The organism is Streptomyces sp. NPDC058751 (genome assembly GCF_042746485.1).
In the GTDB taxonomy this organism is placed as follows: Bacteria; Actinomycetota; Actinomycetes; order Streptomycetales; family Streptomycetaceae; genus Streptomyces.
In genome coordinates, this window is sequence record NZ_JBHYPZ010000005.1 from 171234 (window position 1) to 191990 (window position 20757).

The 20757-nt window shown below is 70.0% G+C and carries 20 protein-coding genes; 3 read left to right on the plus strand and 17 right to left on the minus strand.

What is annotated here, in order from left to right:
- Positions 1 to 5: 5 nt before the first annotated feature.
- The 12 genes from nuoL to ACFW6B_RS07525 are packed head-to-tail and all read right to left on the minus strand — an operon-like array spanning position 6 to position 12734.
- Positions 6 to 1919 (minus strand): NADH-quinone oxidoreductase subunit L, encoded by a 1914-nt coding sequence (gene nuoL / locus ACFW6B_RS07470; RefSeq protein ID WP_386593002.1) that lies wholly within the window; start codon positions 1917 to 1919, stop codon positions 6 to 8.
- 14 nt (positions 1920 to 1933) lie between these two features.
- Positions 1934 to 2233, minus strand: coding sequence for an NADH-quinone oxidoreductase subunit NuoK (gene nuoK, locus ACFW6B_RS07475; RefSeq protein ID WP_103548331.1), 300 nt, complete (start codon positions 2231 to 2233; stop codon positions 1934 to 1936).
- Positions 2230 to 3048 (minus strand): NADH-quinone oxidoreductase subunit J, encoded by an 819-nt coding sequence (locus ACFW6B_RS07480; RefSeq protein WP_386593005.1) that lies wholly within the window; start codon positions 3046 to 3048, stop codon positions 2230 to 2232. Before ACFW6B_RS07480 ends, nuoK begins: the two co-directional genes overlap by 4 nt.
- Complete coding sequence (gene nuoI, locus ACFW6B_RS07485) at positions 3045 to 3683, minus strand: NADH-quinone oxidoreductase subunit NuoI (protein ID WP_386593007.1); 639 nt, start codon at positions 3681 to 3683, stop codon at positions 3045 to 3047. Before nuoI ends, ACFW6B_RS07480 begins: the two co-directional genes overlap by 4 nt.
- Positions 3676 to 5046: an NADH-quinone oxidoreductase subunit NuoH gene (gene nuoH / locus ACFW6B_RS07490; protein ID WP_386593009.1), complete on the minus strand. Its 1371-nt coding sequence runs from the start codon at positions 5044 to 5046 to the stop codon at positions 3676 to 3678. Before nuoH ends, nuoI begins: the two co-directional genes overlap by 8 nt.
- The gene (locus ACFW6B_RS07495) at positions 5043 to 7547 is read right to left on the minus strand and encodes an NADH-quinone oxidoreductase subunit G (protein WP_386593011.1); all 2505 of its coding nucleotides are present in this window, start codon (positions 7545 to 7547) and stop codon (positions 5043 to 5045) included. Before ACFW6B_RS07495 ends, nuoH begins: the two co-directional genes overlap by 4 nt.
- A complete protein-coding gene (nuoF, locus tag ACFW6B_RS07500; RefSeq protein WP_365493855.1) occupies positions 7544 to 8896 on the minus strand; it encodes an NADH-quinone oxidoreductase subunit NuoF in 1353 nt (450 codons plus the stop codon). The genes ACFW6B_RS07495 and nuoF overlap by 4 nt, the downstream gene beginning before the upstream one ends.
- On the minus strand, positions 8893 to 9702 hold the full coding sequence (nuoE, locus tag ACFW6B_RS07505; RefSeq protein ID WP_386593170.1) for an NADH-quinone oxidoreductase subunit NuoE: 810 nt from the start codon (positions 9700 to 9702) through the stop codon (positions 8893 to 8895). The genes nuoF and nuoE overlap by 4 nt, the downstream gene beginning before the upstream one ends.
- 29 nt (positions 9703 to 9731) lie before the next feature.
- A complete protein-coding gene (locus ACFW6B_RS07510; protein WP_386593014.1) occupies positions 9732 to 11072 on the minus strand; it encodes an NADH-quinone oxidoreductase subunit D in 1341 nt (446 codons plus the stop codon).
- Positions 11069 to 11809, minus strand: a complete 741-nt coding sequence (locus ACFW6B_RS07515) for an NADH-quinone oxidoreductase subunit C (protein ID WP_386593016.1) — start codon at positions 11807 to 11809, stop codon at positions 11069 to 11071. The genes ACFW6B_RS07510 and ACFW6B_RS07515 overlap by 4 nt, the downstream gene beginning before the upstream one ends.
- On the minus strand, positions 11806 to 12360 hold the full coding sequence (locus ACFW6B_RS07520; RefSeq protein ID WP_003998928.1) for an NADH-quinone oxidoreductase subunit B family protein: 555 nt from the start codon (positions 12358 to 12360) through the stop codon (positions 11806 to 11808). The genes ACFW6B_RS07515 and ACFW6B_RS07520 overlap by 4 nt, the downstream gene beginning before the upstream one ends.
- A gap of 14 nt (positions 12361 to 12374) precedes the next feature.
- Positions 12375 to 12734 (minus strand): NADH-quinone oxidoreductase subunit A, encoded by a 360-nt coding sequence (locus ACFW6B_RS07525; protein WP_037627175.1) that lies wholly within the window; start codon positions 12732 to 12734, stop codon positions 12375 to 12377.
- 723 nt (positions 12735 to 13457) lie between these two features.
- Here ACFW6B_RS07525 and ACFW6B_RS07530 point away from each other — a divergent pair.
- A complete protein-coding gene (locus tag ACFW6B_RS07530) occupies positions 13458 to 14288 on the plus strand; it encodes a C40 family peptidase (protein ID WP_386593018.1) in 831 nt (276 codons plus the stop codon).
- A gap of 230 nt (positions 14289 to 14518) precedes the next feature.
- Here ACFW6B_RS07530 and ACFW6B_RS07535 read toward each other — a convergent pair whose 3' ends face one another.
- Positions 14519 to 15820 carry a geranylgeranyl reductase family protein gene (locus ACFW6B_RS07535; RefSeq protein WP_386593020.1) on the minus strand — a complete coding sequence of 434 codons (1302 nt, stop codon included), beginning with the start codon at positions 15818 to 15820 and terminating at the stop codon, positions 14519 to 14521.
- 98 nt (positions 15821 to 15918) lie between these two features.
- Here ACFW6B_RS07535 and ACFW6B_RS07540 point away from each other — a divergent pair, with 98 nt between their 5' ends.
- Entirely contained in the window at positions 15919 to 16425 is a 507-nt protein-coding gene (locus ACFW6B_RS07540; RefSeq protein WP_386593022.1) for a GNAT family N-acetyltransferase, read from the plus strand.
- 87 nt (positions 16426 to 16512) lie between these two features.
- The gene (locus ACFW6B_RS07545) at positions 16513 to 16839 is read left to right on the plus strand and encodes a PASTA domain-containing protein (protein WP_386593023.1); all 327 of its coding nucleotides are present in this window, start codon (positions 16513 to 16515) and stop codon (positions 16837 to 16839) included.
- A 30-nt stretch (positions 16840 to 16869) separates the two neighbouring features.
- Here the strand turns inward: ACFW6B_RS07545 and ACFW6B_RS07550 are convergent, their stop codons facing one another.
- The 4 genes from ACFW6B_RS07550 to ACFW6B_RS07565 form a co-directional block, all read right to left on the minus strand.
- Positions 16870 to 17565 (minus strand): demethylmenaquinone methyltransferase, encoded by a 696-nt coding sequence (locus ACFW6B_RS07550; RefSeq protein WP_386593024.1) that lies wholly within the window; start codon positions 17563 to 17565, stop codon positions 16870 to 16872.
- A gap of 190 nt (positions 17566 to 17755) precedes the next feature.
- Entirely contained in the window at positions 17756 to 18355 is a 600-nt protein-coding gene (locus ACFW6B_RS07555; RefSeq protein WP_386593026.1) for a hypothetical protein, read from the minus strand.
- A 7-nt stretch (positions 18356 to 18362) separates the two neighbouring features.
- Complete coding sequence (gene mqnC / locus ACFW6B_RS07560; RefSeq protein ID WP_386593028.1) at positions 18363 to 19562, minus strand: cyclic dehypoxanthinyl futalosine synthase; 1200 nt, start codon at positions 19560 to 19562, stop codon at positions 18363 to 18365.
- 214 nt (positions 19563 to 19776) lie between these two features.
- The gene (locus ACFW6B_RS07565) at positions 19777 to 20514 is read right to left on the minus strand and encodes a prepilin peptidase (protein WP_386593030.1); all 738 of its coding nucleotides are present in this window, start codon (positions 20512 to 20514) and stop codon (positions 19777 to 19779) included.
- Positions 20515 to 20757 lie beyond the last annotated feature (243 nt).

Below are 20757 nucleotides of genomic sequence, written 5' to 3' on the forward strand. Positions count from 1 at the left end.
CGGTATCAGACCGCCCTCATCAGCAGGGTCGCGGCGACGAGGATCGCCGCGCCGCCGAACATCGAGACCGCGTAACTGCGCGCGTAGCCGTTCTGCAGCTTGCGCAGCCGCCCGGAGAGGCCGCCCACGGAGGCCGCCGTCCCGTTGACGACTCCGTCGACCAGGGTGTGGTCGACGTACACCATGGAGCGGGTGAGGTGCTCACCGCCGCGCACCAGCACGACGTGGTTGAAGTCGTCCTGGTACAGGTCGCGCCGGGCGGCGCGGGTGAGCAGGGAGCCGCGCGGGGCGACGACCGGAACGGAGCTGCGTCCGTACTGGAGGTAGGCGATTCCGGCGCCGACGACGAGCAGCACCATGGTGGCCAGGGTGACCGTGAGGGGGCTCACGGGCGAGTCGCCCTCCGAGTGCCCGGTGACCGGCTCCAGCCAGTGCAGGAAGCGGTCGCCGATGCTGAAGAAGCCACCCGCGAACACCGACCCGAAGGCCAGCACGATCATCGGGATCGTCATGGACCTGGGCGACTCGTGCGGGTGCGGCTCGTGGCCTTGGGCGTCGGGCTGCCAGCGCTTCTCCCCGAAGAAGGTCATGATCATCACGCGCGTCATGTAGTACGCGGTGATCGCCGCGCCCAGCAGGGCCACACCGCCGAGGATCCACCCCTCGGTGCCGCCCTTGGCGAAGGCCGCCTCGATGATCTTGTCCTTGGAGAAGAAGCCGGACAGGCCCGGGAAGCCGATGATCGCGAGATAGCCGAGGCCGAAGGTCACGAACGTGATCGGCATGTACTTCCTGAGGCCGCCGAACTTCCTCATGTCGACCTCGTCGTTCATGCCGTGCATGACCGAACCGGCGCCGAGGAAGAGCCCGGCCTTGAAGAAGCCGTGCGTCACCAGGTGCATGATCGCGAAGACGTAGCCGATGGGGCCGAGGCCCGCCGCCAGCACCATGTAGCCGATCTGCGACATGGTCGAGCCGGCGAGCGCCTTCTTGATGTCGTCCTTCGCGCAACCGACGATCGCACCGAACAGGAGCGTGACGGCGCCCACGACGGTGACGACGAGCTGTGCGTCGGGTGCCGCGTTGAAGACGGCGGCCGAGCGCACGATCAGATACACACCCGCGGTCACCATGGTGGCGGCGTGGATGAGGGCGGAGACCGGGGTCGGGCCCTCCATCGCGTCCCCGAGCCAGGACTGCAGCGGCACCTGGGCCGACTTGCCGCACGCGGCGAGCAGCAGCATCAGCGCGACGGCCGTGAGCCTGCCCTCGGTGGCGTCCCCGGCGATCCCGGGGTGCCCCTCGGTGCCGAGCAGCGGTCCGAAGGCGAAGGTCCCGAAGGTCGTGAACATCAGCATGATGGCGATGGACAGGCCCATGTCGCCGACGCGGTTGACCAGGAAGGCCTTCTTGGCGGCGGTGGCCGCGCTGGGCTTGTGCTGCCAGAAGCCGATCAGCAGGTACGAGGCCAGACCCACGCCTTCCCAGCCGACGTACAGCAACAGGTAGTTGTCGGCGAGGACGAGCAGCAGCATCGCCGCCAGGAACAGGTTCAGATAGCCGAAGAAGCGGCGGCGGCGCTCGTCGTGCTCCATGTACCCGATCGAGTACAGGTGGATCAGCGAGCCGACACCGGTGATCAGCAGGACGAACGTCATCGACAGCTGGTCGAGCTGGAAGCCGACGTCCGCCCGGAAGTCTCCGACGGCGATCCAGCTGAACAGATGCTGGGTGAAGGTCCGGTCCTCCGGGCTCTTCCCCAGCATGTCGGCGAAGAGCACGACGGCGATCACGAAGGAGGACGCCGCGAGCACCGTGCCGATCCATTGGCCGACGGCGTCCAGCCGCCGCCCGCCGCACAGCAGTACGGCCGCTCCGAGCAGAGGCGCCGCGATGAGCAGCGCAATCAGGTTCTCCACGATTCAGCGACCCCTTACAGCTTCATCAGGCTGGCGTCGTCGACCGAGGCCGAGTGGCGGGAACGGAACAGCGACACGATGATCGCGAGCCCGACCACGACCTCCGCGGCGGCGACGACCATCGTGAAGAAGGCGATGATCTGGCCGTCGAGATTGCCGTGCATCCGGGAGAAGACGACGAAGGCGAGGTTGCAGGCGTTGAGCATGAGCTCGATGCACATGAACACCACGATCGCGTTCCGTCTGATCAGGACACCGGTGGCGCCGATCGTGAACAACAGGGCTGAGAGGTAGAGGTAGTTGACCGGATTCACTTGGACGCCTCCTCCGGCTTCGTGCGCTCCAGGCGCTCCTCGGCACGCTGCTCCAGCGCCTTCAGGTCCTTCAGCGCGTCGGCCGACACGTCACGGACCTGTCCGCGGTCGCGCAGCGTCTTGCTGACGGTCAGCTCGGACGGGGTGCCGTCGGGGAGCAGGCCCGCGACGTCCACCGCGTTGTGCCGGGCGTAGACACCCGGCGCCGGCAGCGGCGGAATGTGCTTGCCCTCGCGCACCCGCTGCTCGGACAGCTCGCGCTGGGTCCTGGCGCGCTCGGTGCGCTCGCGGTGGGTCAGCACCATGGCGCCGACGGTGGCCGTGATGAGCAGGGCGCCGGTGATCTCGAAGGCGAACACGTACTTCGTGAAGATGAGGGCGGCCAGGCCCTCCACGTTGCCGTTCGCGTTCGCCTTCGCCAGGCCGTCGAAGTCTTGGACGGACGCGTTGCCGATGCCGGCGAACAGCAGGATGCCGAAGCCGGCTCCGCAGAGCAGGGCCAGCCAGCGCTGCCCCTTGATGGTCTCCTTCAGCGAGTCCGCGGCGGTGACACCGACGAGCATGACGACGAAGAGGAAGAGCATCATGATCGCGCCCGTGTAGACGACGATCTGGACGATCCCCAGGAAATAGGCGCCGTTGGCGAGGTAGAACACCGCCAGGACGATCATGGTCCCGGCGAGGCACAGAGCGCTGTGCACGGCCTTCCGCATGAAGACGGTGCACAGGGCGCCGATCACCGCGACGGTGCCGAGGACCCAGAACTGGAAGGCCTCCCCGGTGGAGGTGGAGTACGCGGCCAGGTCGGCGGTCATGCCTCCGCCCCCTCTCCGGAGGACGCGCCCGACGGGCCCGAGGGGCTCGCCGAGGGGTGCAACTCGCCCTTGGAGACGGCCACCTGGCGCTCGGTACCGGGCGCCGCCTCGGTCACCAGACCCCGGTAGTAGTCCTGCTCGTCCGTGCCCGGGAAGATCGAGTGCGGTGTGTCGACCATGCCTTCCTGGAGTCCGGCGAGCAGCTGCTCCTTGGTGTAGATGAGGTTGGCGCGGCTGCTGTCGGCGAGCTCGAACTCGTTCGTCATCGTCAGCGCGCGCGTGGGGCACGCCTCGATGCACAGGCCGCACAGGATGCAGCGGGCGTAGTTGATCTGGTAGACGCGGCCGTAGCGCTCACCCGGGGAGTAGCGCTCCTCCTCGGTGTTGTCCGCGCCCTCCACGTAGATGGCGTCCGCGGGACAGGCCCAGGCGCACAGCTCGCAGCCGACGCACTTCTCCAGGCCGTCCGGATGGCGGTTGAGCTGGTGCCGGCCGTGGAACCGCGGTGCGGTGGTCTTCTGCTGTTCCGGGTACTGCTCGGTCAGCCGCTTCTTGAACATGGCCTTGAAGGTCACGCCGAAGCCGGCGACGGGGTTCTGGAAACCGGGTTTGGTCTCCTTCGGCTCCTCAGCCATCGGACCCCTCCTTTCCGTCACGAGATCCGGTAACCGGTCCATCACTCGCAGTATCGGACCCGCCACTGACAATCAGCTCCCGCTCGCGGCGCGGACGGCGCCGCGGTACCGGCGGCAGCTCCTGGCCGGGCAGCGGGGGCACGGGGAATCCGCCGGCCATCGGGTCGAAGGCGGCGGGCTCGGCGGGCGCCTCCTGGTCCTTCCTGTCACGGAAGGCGTCCGCCACGAAGGACAGCAGCAGCAGGACGAGGACGCCTCCGCCGACGTACAGGGCGATGTCCGCGAAGTCGTAGTTCTCGTTGCGCAGCGTCCGCACCGTCGCGACGAGCATCAGCCAGACCACGGAGACCGGGATGAGCACCTTCCAGCCGAGCTTCATGAGCTGGTCGTAGCGGACGCGCGGCAGCGTGCCGCGCAGCCAGATGAAGAAGAACAGCAGCAGCTGCACCTTCACCACGAACCAGAGCATCGGCCACCAGCCGTGGTTGGCGCCCTCCCAGAAGCTGCTGATCGGCCACGGTGCCCGCCAGCCGCCCAGGAAGAGCGTCGTGGACACGGCCGAGACCGTCACCATGTTCACGTACTCGGCGAGCATGAACAGCGCGAACTTGATCGACGAGTACTCGGTGTTGAAACCGCCGACGAGGTCGCCCTCGGACTCCGGCATGTCGAACGGGGCCCGGTTGGTCTCGCCGATCATCGTCACGACGTAGATCAGGAACGAGACCGGCAGCAGGACGATGTACCAGCGGTCCTGCTGCTGCTCGACGATCGTCGAGGTCGACATCGACCCGGAGTAGAGGAACACCGAGGCGAACGCGGCACCCATGGCGATCTCGTACGAGATCATCTGGGCGCAGGAGCGCAGACCGCCGAGCAGCGGGTAGGTGGATCCGGAGCTCCAGCCGGCGAGCACGATCCCGTAGATGCCCACGGAGGCCACCGCGAGGATGTAGAGCATCGCGATCGGCAGGTCGGTGAGCTGCATCGTGGTGCGCTGACCGAAGATCGAGATCTCGTTGTCCGCGGGCCCGAAGGGGATCACCGCGATCGCCATGAAGGCCGGGATGGCCGCGACGATCGGCGCGAGGACGTAGACGACCTTGTCCGCGCGCTTGACGATGATGTCTTCCTTGAGCATCAGCTTCACGCCGTCGGCGAGCGACTGGAGCATGCCCCAGGGCCCGTGCCGGTTGGGGCCGATGCGCAGCTGCATCCAGGCGACGACCTTGCGCTCCCACACGATGGAGAAGAGCACGGTCACCATCAGGAAGGCGAAGCAGAACACCGCCTTGATGACGACCAGCCACCAGGGGTCGTGGCCGAACATCGAGAGGTCTTCAGCAGCGAGGTACGGCGTCATGCCTCCACCTCCTCGGGGGCCTCGGCGAGGGTCGTCGCCGGGCCGATGCGGACGAGTGCGCCGGGCAGCGCGCCGGTGTCGGAGGCGACGCCCCCTCCGGTCGAGTTCAGCGGGAGCCAGACCACGCGGTCGGGCATCTCGGTGATCTGCAGCGGGAGTTCGACCGCTCCGGTGGGGCCGGTCACGGCGATGACGTCGCCGTCCTCGACCCCGGCCTCGGCGGCGGTGGCGGCCGACACGCGCGCGCGTGCGGCGTGCCGGGTCCCGGCGAGCGCCGTGTCGCCCTCCTGGAGACGCCCCTGGTCGAGCAGCAGCCGGTGCCCGGCCAGTACCGCCTCCCCGGCATCCGGGCGGGGCATCGGCACCCCGGTCTCCCGGGGTTCGCCGGCCTGCGGCCCGTCCCAGGCGCCGAGCCGGTCGATCTCCCCGCGCGTGGTGCGCAGATCCGGCAGCCCGAAGTGGACGTCCATGGCGTCGGCGAGCATCTGCAGGACACGCGCGTCGGCGGGCGCGAGGCGCCGGGTCATCTGGTCGGGCTTGAGGGCGGCCTCGAAGGAGCGCACCCTGCCCTCCCAGTTGAGGAAGCTTCCGGCCTTCTCGGCGACCGCGGCGACCGGCAGGACGACGTCCGCGTGCTCGGTCACCTCGCTGGGCCGCAGTTCGAGCGACACCAGGAAGCCCACCTCGGACAGGGCCGCACGCGCGCGTGCGGGGTCGGGGAGGTCGGCGACCTCCACGCCCGCCACCACCAGAGCCCGCAGTTCGCCGCCGACGGCGGCCTCCACGATCTGGCCGGTGTCACGGCCGTGGCGGTGCGGGAGTTCGGAGACGCCCCAGGCGGCCGCGACCTCGTCCCGCGCGCGCGGGTCGGTGGCCGGGCGTCCGCCGGGCAGCAGCGACGGAAGCGCGCCGGCCTCGATCGCCCCGCGTTCCCCGGCCCGGCGCGGGATCCACACCAGGCGGGCACCGGTGGCGGTGGCGGTCCGCACGGCGGCGGTCAGCCCTCCCGGCACGGCGGCCAGCCGCTCACCGACGACGATCACGGCGCCCTCACCGCGCAGCGCCTCGGCAGCCCTGGCACCGTCCTCCTCCAGGCCGACGCCGCTCGCGAGCGCGTCCAGCCACTCGGTCTCGGTGCCGGGCGCGGCCGGCAGCAGCGTGCCTCCGGCCTTCTCCAGACCACGGGTGGCGTGGGTCGCGAGGGAGAAGGTCCTCTGTCCGTGCCCGCGCCACGCCTTGCGCAGCCGCAGGAAGACGCCGGGGGCCTCCTCCTCCGACTCGAAGCCCGCCAGCAGCACGGCGGGCGCCTTCTCCAGAGCGGTGTACGTGACGCCGGTGCCGTCGAGGTCCCGGCCGCGTCCGGCGACCCGGGCGGCCAGGAAGTCGGCCTCCTCGGAACTGTGCACGCGCGCGCGGAAGTCGATGTCGTTCGTGTCGAGGGCCACGCGCGCGAACTTGCTGTACGCGTAGGCGTCCTCGACGGTGAGCCGGCCGCCGGTGAGGACACCGGCCCGGCCGCGGGCGGCGGTCAGCCCCCGCGCGGCGGCCTCCAGCGCCTCGGGCCAGGAGGCGGGCTCGAGGACGCCCTCGGCGTTGCGCACCAGAGGCGTGTCGAGGCGGTCGCGCTGCTGCGCGTACCGGAACCCGAACCGGCCCTTGTCGCAGACCCACTCCTCGTTGACCTCGGGGTCCGGCGCCGCGAGCCGGCGCATCACCTTGCCGCGCCGGTGGTCGGTGCGCGTCGCGCAGCCGCCGGAGCAGTGTTCGCACACGGAGTGCGAGGAGATGAGGTCGAAGGGGCGCGAGCGGAAGCGGTACGCCGCCGAGGTGAGCGCGCCCACCGGGCAGATCTGGATCGTGTTGCCGGAGAAGTACGACTCGAAGGGGTCGCCGTCACCGGTGCCGACCTGCTGGAGCGCACCCCGCTCGACCAGTTCGATCATGGGGTCGCCCGCGATCTGGTTCGAGAAGCGGGTGCAGCGGGCGCACAGCACGCACCGCTCGCGGTCGAGGAGCACCTGGGTGGAGATCGGGACCGGCTTCTCGTACGTCCGCTTCCTGCCCTCGAAGCGGGACTCGGCGTTGCCGTGCGACATCGCCTGGTTCTGCAGGGGGCACTCGCCTCCCTTGTCGCAGACCGGGCAGTCCAGCGGGTGGTTGATGAGCAGCAGCTCCATCACACCGTGCTGTGCCTTCTCGGCGACCTGGGAGGTGAGTTGAGTCTTGACGACCATCCCGTCCGTACAGGTGATCGTGCAGGACGCCATGGGCTTGCGCTGGCCCTCGACCTCGACGATGCACTGGCGGCACGCGCCGACCGGGTCGAGGAGCGGGTGGTCGCAGAACCGGGGGATCTCGATGCCGAGTTGTTCGGCGGCCCGGATGACCAGGGTGCCCTTGGGCACGCTCATCTCGACGCCGTCGATCGTCACCGAGACGAGGTCCTCCGGCGGAACCGCCGCTTCCCCGCCTCCGGAGGGAGCGCTGGTGGTCACTGTCATGCGTTCACCTCCGTGTGCTTGTCCGCCCAGACCGTTGACCTGGCGGGGTCGAAGGGGCAGCCGCGGCCCGTGATGTGCTGCTCGTACTCCTCGCGGAAGTACTTGAGCGAGGAGAAGATCGGCGAGGCGGCACCGTCGCCGAGGGCGCAGAAGGACTTGCCGTTGATGTTGTCGGCGATGTCGTTCAGCTTGTCGAGGTCGGACATGACGCCCTTGCCGGCCTCGATGTCACGCAGCAGCTGCACGAGCCAGTACGTTCCTTCGCGGCACGGCGTGCACTTGCCGCAGGACTCGTGGGCGTAGAACTCGGTCCAGCGGGTGACGGCGCGGACGACGCAGGTCGTCTCGTCGAAGCACTGGAGTGCTTTCGTGCCGAGCATGGAACCCGCGGCACCCACTCCTTCGTAATCAAGAGGGACGTCGAGGTGCTCGTCGGTGAACATCGGGGTCGAGGAGCCGCCCGGGGTCCAGAACTTCAGCCGGTGGCCGGGGCGCATCCCGCCGCTCATGTCGAGGAGTTGACGCAGGGTGATACCGAGCGGTGCCTCGTACTGGCCGGGGCTGGCGACGTGGCCGCTGAGCGAGTAGAGCGTGAAGCCCGGAGACTTCTCGCTACCCATCGACCTGAACCATTCCTTGCCTTTTTGGAGAATTGCGGGAACTGACGCGATGGACTCGACGTTATTCACAACAGTCGGACACGCATAGAGGCCCGCGACAGCAGGGAAAGGGGGACGGAGCCGCGGTTGACCACGGCGGCCTTCGAGCGAGTCGAGCAGCGCGGTCTCCTCACCGCAGATGTACGCGCCCGCGCCCGCGTGCACGGTGAGCTGGAGGTCGAGTCCGCTGCCCAGGATGTTCTCGCCGAGGTAGCCCGCCGCGTAGGCCTCACGTACGGCCTCGTGCAACCGCCGCAGTACGGGGACGACTTCACCGCGGAGATAGATGAAGGCATGCGAAGACCGGATGGCATAGCACGCGATCACAATGCCCTCGATGAGGCTGTGCGGGTTCGCGAAGAGGAGCGGGATGTCTTTACAGGTTCCCGGCTCCGATTCGTCGGCGTTGACAACTAGATAGTGAGGTTTGCCGTCTCCCTGGGGAATGAACTGCCATTTCATTCCGGTCGGGAAGCCGGCGCCGCCGCGGCCCCGCAGCCCGGAGTCCTTGACGTACGCGATCAGGTCGTCCGGTGACATGGCGAGTGCCTTGCGCAGGCCCTCGTACCCCTCGTGCCTTCGGTAGACGTCCAGCGACCAGGACCTGTCCTCGTCCCAGAAGGCCGACAGCACGGGTGCGAGCAGTTTTTCGGGACTGGTCTCGTTGATCTCGGCTGCCAAGGTCATCACTCCCCCTCCTCTGCCACAGGACCCGCCGGGTGGGACGGGTCGGAGGCCGACGTGTCCTGCGGCGCGTCGTGCGAACTCGGGTGCTCGGCGGGCCGCTGGTTCTGAGGTGCTCCTCCGCCCCGGGGATGCACCACGCGCGCGGGGGCACCCTCCCCCTTGGCCAGGCGCAGCCCCACCAGGGACGCGTGGCCCGCGCTGCCACCGGCCTCCACCGCGCCCTCGCGCTCGTCGGGGAAGCCCGCCAGGATCCGGGCGGTCTCCTTGAAGGTGCACAGCCGGGCGCCGCGGGTCGGGTCGACGTCCTCGCCCGCGCGCAGGTCGTCGACGAGACGCTTGGCCGAGTCCACGGTCTGGTTGTCGAAGAACTCCCAGTTGACCATCACGACCGGGGCGAAGTCGCAGGCCGCGTTGCACTCGATGTGCTCCAGGGTGACCTTGCCGTCACCGGTGGTCTCCCCGTTGCCGACGCCCAGGTGGTCCTGGAGGGCCTCGAAGATGGCGTCGCCGCCCATGACCGCGCACAGGGTGTTGGTGCAGACACCCACCTGGTAGTCACCGCTCGGCTTGCGCCGGTACATGGAGTAGAAGGTCGCGACGGCGGCGACCTCGGCCGTGGTCAGGCCCAGTACCTCCGCGCAGAACCGCTGTCCCGTGCGCGTGACATGGCCCTCCTCCGACTGCACGAGATGCAGCAACGGAAGGAGCGCCGAGCGGGAGTCGGGGTAGCGGGCGATGATCTCGCGCGCGTCCGCCTCCAGCCGGGCCCGGACATCGGCCGGATAGTCGGGCGCGGGCAGTTGCGGCATGCCCAGGCTGACGCCCTCGGGGGTGGTGGTCACCGGTCGACGCCTCCCATCACGGGGTCGATGGACGCGACGGCGACGATGACGTCGGCGACCTGGCCGCCTTCGCACATCGCCGCCATGGCCTGCAGGTTGGTGAAGGACGGGTCACGGAAGTGGACCCGGTAGGGGCGGGTGCCTCCGTCGGAGACGACGTGCACCCCGAGCTCGCCCTTGGGCGACTCGACCGCCACGTACGCCTGTCCCGGCGGTACGCGGAAGCCCTCGGTCACCAGCTTGAAGTGGTGGATCAGGGCCTCCATGGAGGTACCCATGATCTTCTTGATGTGGTCGAGCGAGTTGCCGAGACCGTCGGGGCCGAGCGCGAGCTGGGCGGGCCAGGCGATCTTCTTGTCGGCGACCATGACCGGGCCGGGCTGGAGCCGGTCCAGGCACTGCTCGATGATCCGCAGCGACTGGCGCATCTCCTCCAGGCGGATCAGGAAGCGTCCGTAGGAGTCGCAGGTGTCGGCGGTCGGGACCTCGAAGTCGTAGGTCTCGTAGCCGCAGTACGGCTGGGACTTGCGCAGGTCGTGCGGCAGGCCCGCCGAGCGCAGGATCGGGCCGGTGGCGCCGAGGGCCATGCAGCCGGCCAGGTCGAGGTAGCCGACGTCCTGCATGCGGGCCTTGAAGATGGGGTTCCCGGTGGCGAGCTTGTCGTACTCGGGAAGGTTCTTCGTCATCTTCTTCACGAACTCGCGGATCTGGTCCACCGCGCCCGGGGGCAGGTCCTGGGCGAGTCCGCCGGGGCGGACGAACGCGTGGTTCATCCGCAGGCCCGTGATCAGCTCGTAGATGTCGAGGATGAGCTCACGGTCACGGAAGCCGTAGATCATGATCGTGGTGGCGCCCAGCTCCATGCCGCCGGTGGCGATGCACACCAGGTGGGAGGAGAGCCGGTTCAGCTCCATGAGGAGCACGCGGATGATCGAGGCGCGGTCGGGGACCTGGTCGGTGATCCCGAGGAGCTTCTCGACGCCGAGACAGTAGGCCGTCTCGTTGAAGAACGGCGTCAGGTAGTCCATGCGCGTCACGAACGTGGTGCCCTGGGTCCACGTGCGGAACTCGAGGTTCTTCTCGATGCCGGTGTGGAGGTAGCCGATGCCGCAGCGGGCCTCGGTGACGGTCTCGCCGTCGATCTCCAGGATGAGCCGGAGCACGCCGTGGGTGGACGGGTGCTGCGGACCCATGTTGACGATGATGCGCTCGTCGTCGGACTTGGCCGCCGACTGGGCGATCTCGTCCCAGTCGCCGCCGGTGACCGTGTATACGGTGCCCTCGGTCGTCTCGCGGGGCGAGGCGGCCGACGCCCCGGAAGGGGTCTGCGTGCTCATGAGTACGACCTCCGCTGGTCCGGAGCCGGGATCTGGGCGCCCTTGTACTCGACGGGGATGCCGCCGAGGGGATAGTCCTTGCGCTGCGGGAAGCCCTGCCAGTCGTCCGGCATCATGATCCGCGTCAGCGCGGGGTGGCCGTCGAAGATCAGGCCGAAGAAGTCGTAGGCCTCGCGCTCGTGCCAGTCGTTCGTCGGGTAGACGGTGACGAGCGAGGGGACGTGCGGGTCCGCGTCCGGGGCGCTGACCTCCAGCCGGATCAGCCGGTTGTGGGTGATCGAGCGCAGGTGGTAGACGGCGTGCAGCTCGCGGCCCTTGTCGTGCGGGAGGTGGACGCCGGAGACACCGGTGCACAGCTCGAACCGGAGGGCCGGGTCGTCGCGCAGGGTCTGGGCGACGGGGAGCAGGTACTCGCGTTCGACGTGGAAGGTGATCTCGTCGCGGTCGACGACCGTCTTGTCGATGACGTTCTCGGGGACGAGTCCCTGTTCCTCCAGGGCGCCCTCCAGTTCGTCGGCCACCTCGTCGAACCAGCCGCCGTAGGGGCGGGTGGCCGCGCCGGGCAGCCGGATCGAGCGGACCAGGCCGCCGTAGCCGGAGGTGTCGCCGCCGTTGTCGGCGCCGAACATGCCGCGCTGGACGCGGATCTCCTCGCCCCGGTCGCCCCGCTGGCCGGGGAGGTTGGAGGCGCTGAGGTCCTTCTCGGGGTTGACCCCGTTGCCGTTCGCGTCGCTCACCGCAGCAGGCCCTTCATCTCGATGGTGGGGAGCGCCTTGAGCGCCGCTTCCTCCGCCTCGCGGGCCGCTTCCTCGGCGTTCACGCCGAGCTTGGAGGTCTGGATCTTCTGGTGGAGCTTGAGAATCGCGTCCATCAGCATCTCGGGCCTCGGCGGACATCCGGGCAAATAGATGTCGACCGGGACGATGTGGTCAACTCCCTGCACAATGGCGTAGTTGTTGAACATTCCACCCGATGACGCACAAACCCCCATGGAGATGACCCACTTGGGGTTGGGCATCTGGTCGTAGACCTGCCGCAGCACCGGCGCCATCTTCTGGCTGACCCGGCCGGCGACGATCATCAGGTCGGCCTGGCGGGGCGACCCGCGGAAGACCTCCATGCCGAAGCGCGCCAGGTCGTAGCGCCCCGCGCCGGTCGTCATCATCTCGATGGCGCAGCAGGCGAGTCCGAACGTCGCGGGGAAGACGGACGCCTTGCGCACCCAGCCCGCGGCCTGCTCGACGGTCGTCAGCAGGAATCCGCTCGGCAGCTTTTCTTCGAGTCCCATGTCTTAAAGGCCCCTCAGTCCCATTCCAGGCCGCCGCGCCGCCATACGTACGCGTAGGCGACGAAGACGGTGAGCACGAAGAGCAGCATCTCCACGAGCCCGAAAACACCCAGGGCGTCGAAGGTGACGGCCCAGGGGTAGAGGAAGACGATCTCGATGTCGAAGACGATGAAGAGCATCGCCGTCAGGTAGTACTTGATGGGGAAACGCCCACCGCCGACCGGCGTGGGGGTCGGCTCGATGCCGCACTCGTACGCGTCGAGCTTGGCGCGGTTGTACCGCTTCGGACCGATCAGCGTGGCCATGACCACGGAGAAGATCGCAAAGCCTGCCCCGAGGGCTCCCAGTACGAGGATCGGCGCATACGCGTTCACGCTCCTCGCTCCTCTCAGTCGGCACTGACTGGTGGCGGTTTCGGCGGGCCCGCACCCCTGCCCCGCCAGCACCGCGAACCCCACCCGTCCCGGCGAAGATCGCGGACATGTGAAGCAGGTCACAAGCCCAACTGCCTCGCATCCTATGCCTGGCGGTCTGTGATCTGCGACACGGGGTATCCCCTTACCTTTGTGATCTCCACCACCTGACGAACGATCATGAAGTCGGATGAGCGGTGATCTTCACACGCGAAGCGTCAACTCGATCACCAGACGTGACATTTTTGCTCATCACCGCAGGCCCAGAGGGTCGTCTCAATATCAAGAGACTTCCGCCGCATGCAAATTCGCGCTGGACGCAACCCCTTGATAGGGGGACCCGTTCACACTTCGGGGGGATCAACGGGACCGATGTGGACACGTGCACGCGTTCACGAGCGGGGATGGCGCGAAGGCGGCGGAGGTTCACGCGCGGGACGCGGCCGCCGGGGTGACCGTTCCGTGACCTGCGCCACATCTCGTCGAGGGCAAATAAGCCGGGCTTGGCCATCCGCCTCAACCAGTGGTAGGCGGCGGGCAATTCGGACTTAATACTGAAAGGCCATGATCACGGGCCTGATGGACAGTGTCCGCAATGCCCGTTACGGCGTCAATAAAGAGTGACGGGCGACGAATTCGGCCGCCGATTGAACAACTGTGGCGCACCGCACGTTTCTTGAAGGTATGGACGAGCCCCTGGTACCGCTAGTACCCATGTCCCACACCGCACACATACGAAGCCACCGGAAGCCCCGTCGCAACGCCCCGTCGCTCGCGATGCGCGCCGGAGTCGCCAGTGGCGTCATCGGCACCCTGGCCGTGGCCGCGGCGGCGGGTTCGGCGAGCGCCGCCGAGCCCGTGGCGCAGACCATGGAACTGCCGACCCTGACGGCCGACCTGGCCACCCAGGTCGCCGAGTCCGCGGACGCCACCCAGCAGGCCGCGGCCGACTACCAGCTTCAGGCGGAGCGCGACGCGGCGGCCGCCAAGGCCGCCAAGCAGGCCAAGGCCGACCTGGCCGACGCCAAGAAGGCCGAGGCCAAGAAGAAGGCCGAGGCCGCCCGCAAGGCCGCGGCGGCCGAGGCCGTCTCGCGCTCCTCGGCGCGGACCGCCCTGTCGGCCAGCGCCTCCACCTCCACGAACGTCGCCGCTCCCGCCAGCGGCAACGTCTCGACCGTCATCGCCTTCCTCAAGGCACAGGTCGGCGACGCGTACGTCATGGGCGGCACCGGACCCAACGCGTGGGACTGCTCCGGCCTGGTGCAGGCGGCGTTCAAGCAGGTCGGCGTCGACCTGCCGCGCGTCTCCGAGGCCCAGTCGACGTCCGGTACGCCGGTTTCGCTGTCCAATGTCCAGGTCGGCGACATTCTGTACTGGGGTGCGGCGGGTTCGGCGTACCACGTCGGGGTGTACATCGGTAACGGGCAGTACCTCGACGCGGCCAACCCCTCCAAGGGCGTCGTGATCCAGGACCTCTCGGGCTACCCGGCCACGGGCGCGGTGCGCGTGCTCTGATCCACGGGTGACTCCCGAAGGACCGCTTCCTGTGCGGGGAGCGGTCCTTCGGGTTGCCCTGGAGCCGGTCCCGGCGGCTTGCGGGGCGGCACTCCCCACCCGCACCGCACGCCGCACACTCCCTCACGCCGCGCGTGCCGTCGAAAGGCCGGGGCCGCCCGGCAACCACCGGGCGGCCCCTTCTTCGGACACATGACCGTCGAGTGACCGCCCGGGCGGCCCATGAACGGTCAGGCCTTCGGCGCCACCTTCGAGAGGCCGTTGATGATGCGGTCCATCGCGTCGCCGCCCGTCGGGTCGGTGAGGTTCGCGAGCATCTTGAGGGTGAACTTCATCAGCATCGGGTGGGTCAGACCGCGCTGCGTGGCGATCTTCATGACCTTCGGGTTGCCGATGAGCTTCACGAAGGCCCGGCCGAGGGTGTAGTACCCGCCGTAGGTGTCCTTCAGGACGCGCGGGTAGCGCTGGAGGGCCAGCTCGCGCTGGCCGGGAGTGGCGCGCGCGTGGGCCTGGACGATGACGTCGGCCGCGATCTGGCCGGACTCCATGGCGTAGGCGATGCCCTCACCGTTGAAGGGGTTCACCAGACCGCCGGCGTCACCCACCAGCAGCAGGCCCTTGGTGTAGTGCGGTTGACGGTTGAAGGCCATCGGGAGGGCCGCGCCGCGGATCGGGCCGGTCATGTTCTCGGGGGTGTAGCCCCAGTCCTCCGGCATCGAGGCGCACCAGGCCTTCAGGACCTCGCGCCAGTCGAGCTCCTTGAAGGAGTCGGAGGTGTTGAGGACACCGAGGCCGACGTTCGAGGTGCCGTCGCCCATGCCGAAGATCCACCCGTAGCCGGGCAGCAGGCGGTCCTCGGCGCCCCGGCGGTCCCACAGCTCCAGCCACGACTCCAGGTAGTCGTCGTCGTGACGCGGCGAGGTGAAGTACGTGCGGACGGCGACGCCCATCGGACGGTCCTCGCGGCGGTGCAGGCCCATCGCGAGGGAGAGGCGGCTGGAGTTGCCGTCCGCCGCCACCACCAGCGGGGCGTGGAAGGTCACCTCGCGCTTCTCCTTGGAGTCGGCGTCGCCCAGCTTGGCGTGCACGCCGATGATCCGGCCGGTGCGCTCGTCGAGGACCGGGGCGCCGACGTTGCAGCGCTCGTACAGCCGGGCGCCCGCCTTCTGCGCCTGGCGCGCGAGCTGCTCGTCGAAGTCGTCCCGCTTGCGCACGAGCCCGTAGTCGGGGAAGGAGGCGAGATCCGGCCAGTCGAGCTGGAGGCGTACGCCGCCGCCGATGATGCGCAGGCCCTTGTTGCGGAGCCAGCCGGCCTCCTCGGAGATGTCGATGCCCATCGACACCAGCTGCTTGGTCGCGCGCGGGGTCAGTCCGTCGCCGCAGACCTTCTCGCGCGGGAAGGCCGTCTTCTCCAGGAGCAGGACGTCGAGCCCCGCCTTCGCCAGGTAGTAGGCGGTGGTGGAGCCGGCTGGCCCGGCCCCGACGACGATGACGTCGGCGGTGTTCTCGGAGAGGGGCTGGGGCTCGGTCACGGCGGGGTCTCCCCAAGACTCGAAATCAACGTGCCGACGGGCACTGGACATGGGCAGTCTATGCAGCGGTACCGATCACCCGGCTGAAGGGCTGCCCCGTGAACCGAGCTCTCCCCGATGTACGACTGCGCGTCCCCACCGACGAGGACGCTCTCGCGTGGCACCGGGTCTTCGACGATCCCGAGGTCATGGAGTTCCACGGCGGCCGCGCGGCCGAGCGGTCCGTCTACGAGGAACTCACGGCCCGGCAGCGGCGGCACGACGCGGAGCACGGGTTCTGTCTGTGGACGATGGTCGGTCCCGGGGACGAGGTACTGGGCTTCACGGGCGCCCAGCCGTGGCCGCACTCCTGGGGCCCGGCCGGGAAGATCGAGATCGGCTGGCGGCTGGGGCGGGAGCACTGGGGCAAGGGGTACGTCACGGCGGCGGCGCGGACCACGCTGGAGCGGGTCCGCGCGGCGGGCGTCACGGACGTCGTCGCCATGGTCAACTCGGGCAACACCCGTTCCATCGCGGTGACCAGACGGCTCGGCATGGAGCTCGCGGAGCGGTTCACGCTGCCCTCGTCGCACCAGGAGGGCCACCGCTACCGGCTGGCCCTGTGACGGAGCCCCGCGCGTCTCCGCACGGGTTCCGGAAGGGCACGGCCGAGGCTTACCCTTCCGGTACCGCTGGGGGTGACGTCTGTGCGCATGACACCCAAGACACCCGAAGTGCGCGTGCCGCGGCTCGTCGGTCTGATGGCCGTGGACGCGCGTGAGACGGCAGAGGCTCGCGGTGTTCTGCTCGCCGCGCCCGACCGGCCCGATTTCCATCGGACGGTCGTCGACCACGTCGTACGGCAATTTCCGCAGCCCGGGGCCGAGGTGCCGCGCGGAGCCGTCGTCACGGTGTGGTTCGACCCGGGCGACGCGGAGGGCGGCGCCGGGGTGCGTGAGCCCTGTCCGCCGCGTCCGCCGTCGGGCGGGCTGCGCCGCGAACTCGACCTGCCCGGCGACCCGTTCGAGGTCCTCGGGTAGCCGGCCCGGGCACTTCCCCCGGGCCGGGCGTCAGGCCGGCTTGTAGCCCCGGTGGAGGGCCACGATGCCGCCCGTCAGGTTGCGCCAGGCCACCTTCGTCCAGCTGGCGCCGATCAGCCGCTGGGCCAGTTCCGGCTGGGTCGGCCAGGCGCGGATGGACTCGGCGAGGTAGACGTACGCGTCGGGGTTGGAGGAGGCCGCGCGGGCGACCGGGGGCAGCGCGCGCATCAGGTACTCGGTGTAGACCGTGCGGAACGGCGCCCAGGTGGGGTGCGAGAACTCGCAGATCACGACGCGCCCGCCCGGCTTGGTGACGCGGTACAGCTCGCGGAGCGCGGTGTCGGTGTCCTGCACGTTGCGCAGCCCGAAGGAGATCGTGACGGCGTCGAACGTGTCGTCCTTGAAGGGCAGCCTGGTCGCGTCGCCGGCGGTCAGCGGCAGCCAGGGGTGGTTCCGCTTGCCGACGCGGAGCATCCCGAGGGAGAAGTCGCAGGGGACGACGTACGCGCCGGTGCGGGCGAAGGGGAGCGACGAGGTCGCGGTGCCTGCCGCGAGGTCCAGGATCTTCTGCGCGGGGCGCGCGTCGACCGCCTTCGCGACCTCCTTGCGCCACGCCCGGTCCTGTCCGAGCGACAGCAGGTCGTTCGTCAGGTCGTACCGTTCCGCCACGCCGTCGAACATCGAGGCGACTTCGTGCGGCTGCTTGTCCAGGGATGCGCGGGTCACGGTTCCCATTGTGGCAGTAGGGACCTGACGGCTCCGAGGCACCCGGCCGCCGACGCGGCCGCTTTCCGGGCGCGGGGCGTTCACGAAGGTCCCGGTACGTCTCCGCGAGGTCTCGCCCGCCCGGCGACGCGCGGCACGCCCTCGCGGGCCGGACCGGCGTCACCTGCCCTGGAACGGGCGCCTTTCGCGATCAGCGGCCGCGGTACACCAGCCGCCCGCCGATCACGGTCGCCACGCAGGTCCCCGCACCGCGCCGGACCAGTTCGGCGCGGTCCGCGACGTCGAACACGGCGAACCGGGCGGGACCGCCCGGCACCAGCGCCGGCAGCAGGACCAGCGGGACCGGGGACAGCGCCGCCGGACCCGGCAGCCGGTCCGGCCGCCGCCCCACCGCGAGCCCCGACCTGCGCACCGCGTCGGCCACGGCGCGCGACCGCAGCTCCCCCGCCACCGCCACCGTCCCGTGCGCCAGCATGCGCTGGACCCCGCGCCGGGCGCTCGCGCCGAGGCGCGCCGGATCGGCGCGGAAGATCGCCCTGGCCCGCTCCCCGCCGATGGGCTCGGTGCCGAGGGCGTCGGCCTCGCGCGGGTCCGGGTGGTAGGTGGCCTCCAGGAGCTCCGGGCCGTACGGGTTCAGCAGGCCCGGCGTCAGGATGCCGGGCCAGCGCCGCACCTTGGCGCCCGGGTGGGCGGCGGCCAGTTCCTCGTACGGGCCGACGGCGGCGACGGCCGCCCCGTCGACCAGGACCGCGGTGCCGGGTGACTGCTCGGCGACGTGAAGGGTCGTCATCGGTACGTCAGTTGGAGGCGAGAAGCTTCAGCTCGGGGTGCGCGGTGCCGCCCTCGATCGCCGTCGAGGAGATGTGGGACATGACGCGCTCGTCGACCGGGTCGTCCGCCGGGTCGTCGTGGACGACGACGTGCTCGTACGTCGTGGTCCGCTGGGCGGGGACGCGGTCCGCCTTGCGGATCAGGTCGATGATCTCCAGGCGGTTGGAGCGGTGCTTGGCGCCGGCGGAGGAGACGACGTTCTCCTCCAGCATGATCGAGCCGAGGTCGTCCGCGCCGTAGTGCAGGGAGAGCTGGCCGACCTCCTTGCCGGTGGTCAGCCAGGAGCCCTGGATGTGGGCGACGTTGTCGAGGAAGAGGCGGGCGATCGCGATCATCCGCAGGTACTCGAAGAGCGTCGCCTGCGTGCGGCCCTTCAAGTGGTTGTTCTCGGGCTGGTAGGTGTACGGGATGAACGCGCGGAAGCCGCCCGTGCGGTCCTGTACGTCGCGGATCATCCGCAGGTGCTCGATGCGCTCGGCGTTGGTCTCGCCGGTGCCCATCAGCATCGTGGACGTCGACTCGACGCCCAGCCCGTGCGCGATCTCCATGATCTCCAGCCAGCGCTCGCCGCTCTCCTTGAGCGGGGCGATCGCCTTGCGCGGGCGGGCGGGCAGCAGTTCGGCGCCGGCGCCCGCGAAGGAGTCGAGACCGGCCGCGTGGATGCGGGTGATCGCCTCCTCCACCGACACCTTGGAGATCCGGGCCATGTGCTCGACCTCGGAGGCGCCGAGGGAGTGGATGACCAGCTCGGGGTACGCGCCCTTGATCGCGGCGAAGTGCTTCTCGTAGTACTCGACGCCGTAGTCCGGGTGGTGTCCGCCCTGGAACATGATCTGCGTTCCGCCGAGCTCGACGGTCTCCGCGCAGCGGCGCAGGATGTCGTCGAGGTCGCGCGTCCAGCCCTTGTCGGTGTCCTTGGGAGCCGCGTAGAAGGCGCAGAACCTGCACGCCGTGACGCACACGTTCGTGTAGTTGATGTTGCGCTCGATGATGTACGTCGCGATGTGCTCGGTACCCGCGTACCTGCGGCGGCGTACGGCGTCGGCGGCGGCGCCGAGCGCGTGCAGCGGGGCGTCGCGGTAGAGGACGAGCGCCTCCTCCGGGGTGATCCGCCCACCCTCGGCGGCACGGTCCAGCACGGACTGAAGGTCGGCCTTCTCGGTCACCGGGAGCGTCCCTTTCGTAAGGGTTGTGGACAGACTCAACCACCCTACGCCAGCCCGCCGCACCGGCCGACGCCAGGCCCGCCGGGCGGGGTCGCGCCCCCCTGGACGGGCCCCGTCGCGCCGGCCCGCGTCACCCCGCCCGGCGCCACCCCGGCGGATCCCTTCGCGCCGGCCCGGCACCCCCCGGCAGGGGCCCCTTCTCGCCCGCCCGGCGTCAGGCCGCGTACGCCCCGATCAGCAGTCCCACGTACGCCCCGGCGATCAGGAACGGGCCGAAGGGGATCGACGTCTTGCGCCCCGCGCGCCGGGCCACCACCAGCGCCGTGCCGTACAGCGCGCCGAACAGGAACCCGGCGAAGGTGCCGAGGGCGACCACGCTCCACCCGTACCAGCCGAGCACCGCGCCGAGACCGAGGGCCAGTTTCACGTCGCCGAAGCCCATGCCGTTCGGGTTGACGAGGAACAGCACGAAGTACCCGCCCCCGAGCGCGAGCGCCCCGAACAGCGCCGTCGTCCACCGTCCCGCGTGCTCGGGCAGCACGGCGGCCGCCCCGAGCAGCACGAGCGCCGCCGCCGCCAGCGGCAGGGTCAGCGCGTCCGGCAGCCGCTGCACCCGGAAGTCCACCACGGCGAGCAGGACGCCGAGCGGTGCCAGCAGCAGCCACACGCCCAGCTCGGGGCGCGTACCGGTCGCGAGGGCGAGCCCGGCGCAGAGCAGGGCGGTGACCGGCGAGACGAAGAGGACGCCGGGACCGTAACGGGTGCCGCCCGGCGACCGGGCGGGCCCCAGCCAGCCGCGCGCGGCCCCGGTGATCGGCAGCCCCTCGGGGCAGCGGTCCCGCCACGGCTCGCCGGGTTCGACGGCGAAGCGGTACGCGGGCCGGGGCACCAGAAGCCCCGCCGCCGCGCCCCAGAGCCCGGCGACGACGACGAGCCAGCGGTCGAGATCCACGCGTTCCCCCAATGAATCCGGTGTTCCGGATGAATCCGGTGTTCCGGCCGGGCCGGCGAGCCCGGCCGGTCGGCGCACGGGCCACGGCCGAGGCCGACCGCCGTGCGAACGGCGGCCGGACCCGGCGGGCGCGACGGCGGCCGGTGCCGGCCCGTGTGCCGACCGCGCCCGGCCCGTCGGCATGCGGACCGCGGCCACAGGCCGCCGGTGTGCGGGCCCGCCGGTGTGCGGGCCGGGCCGCGG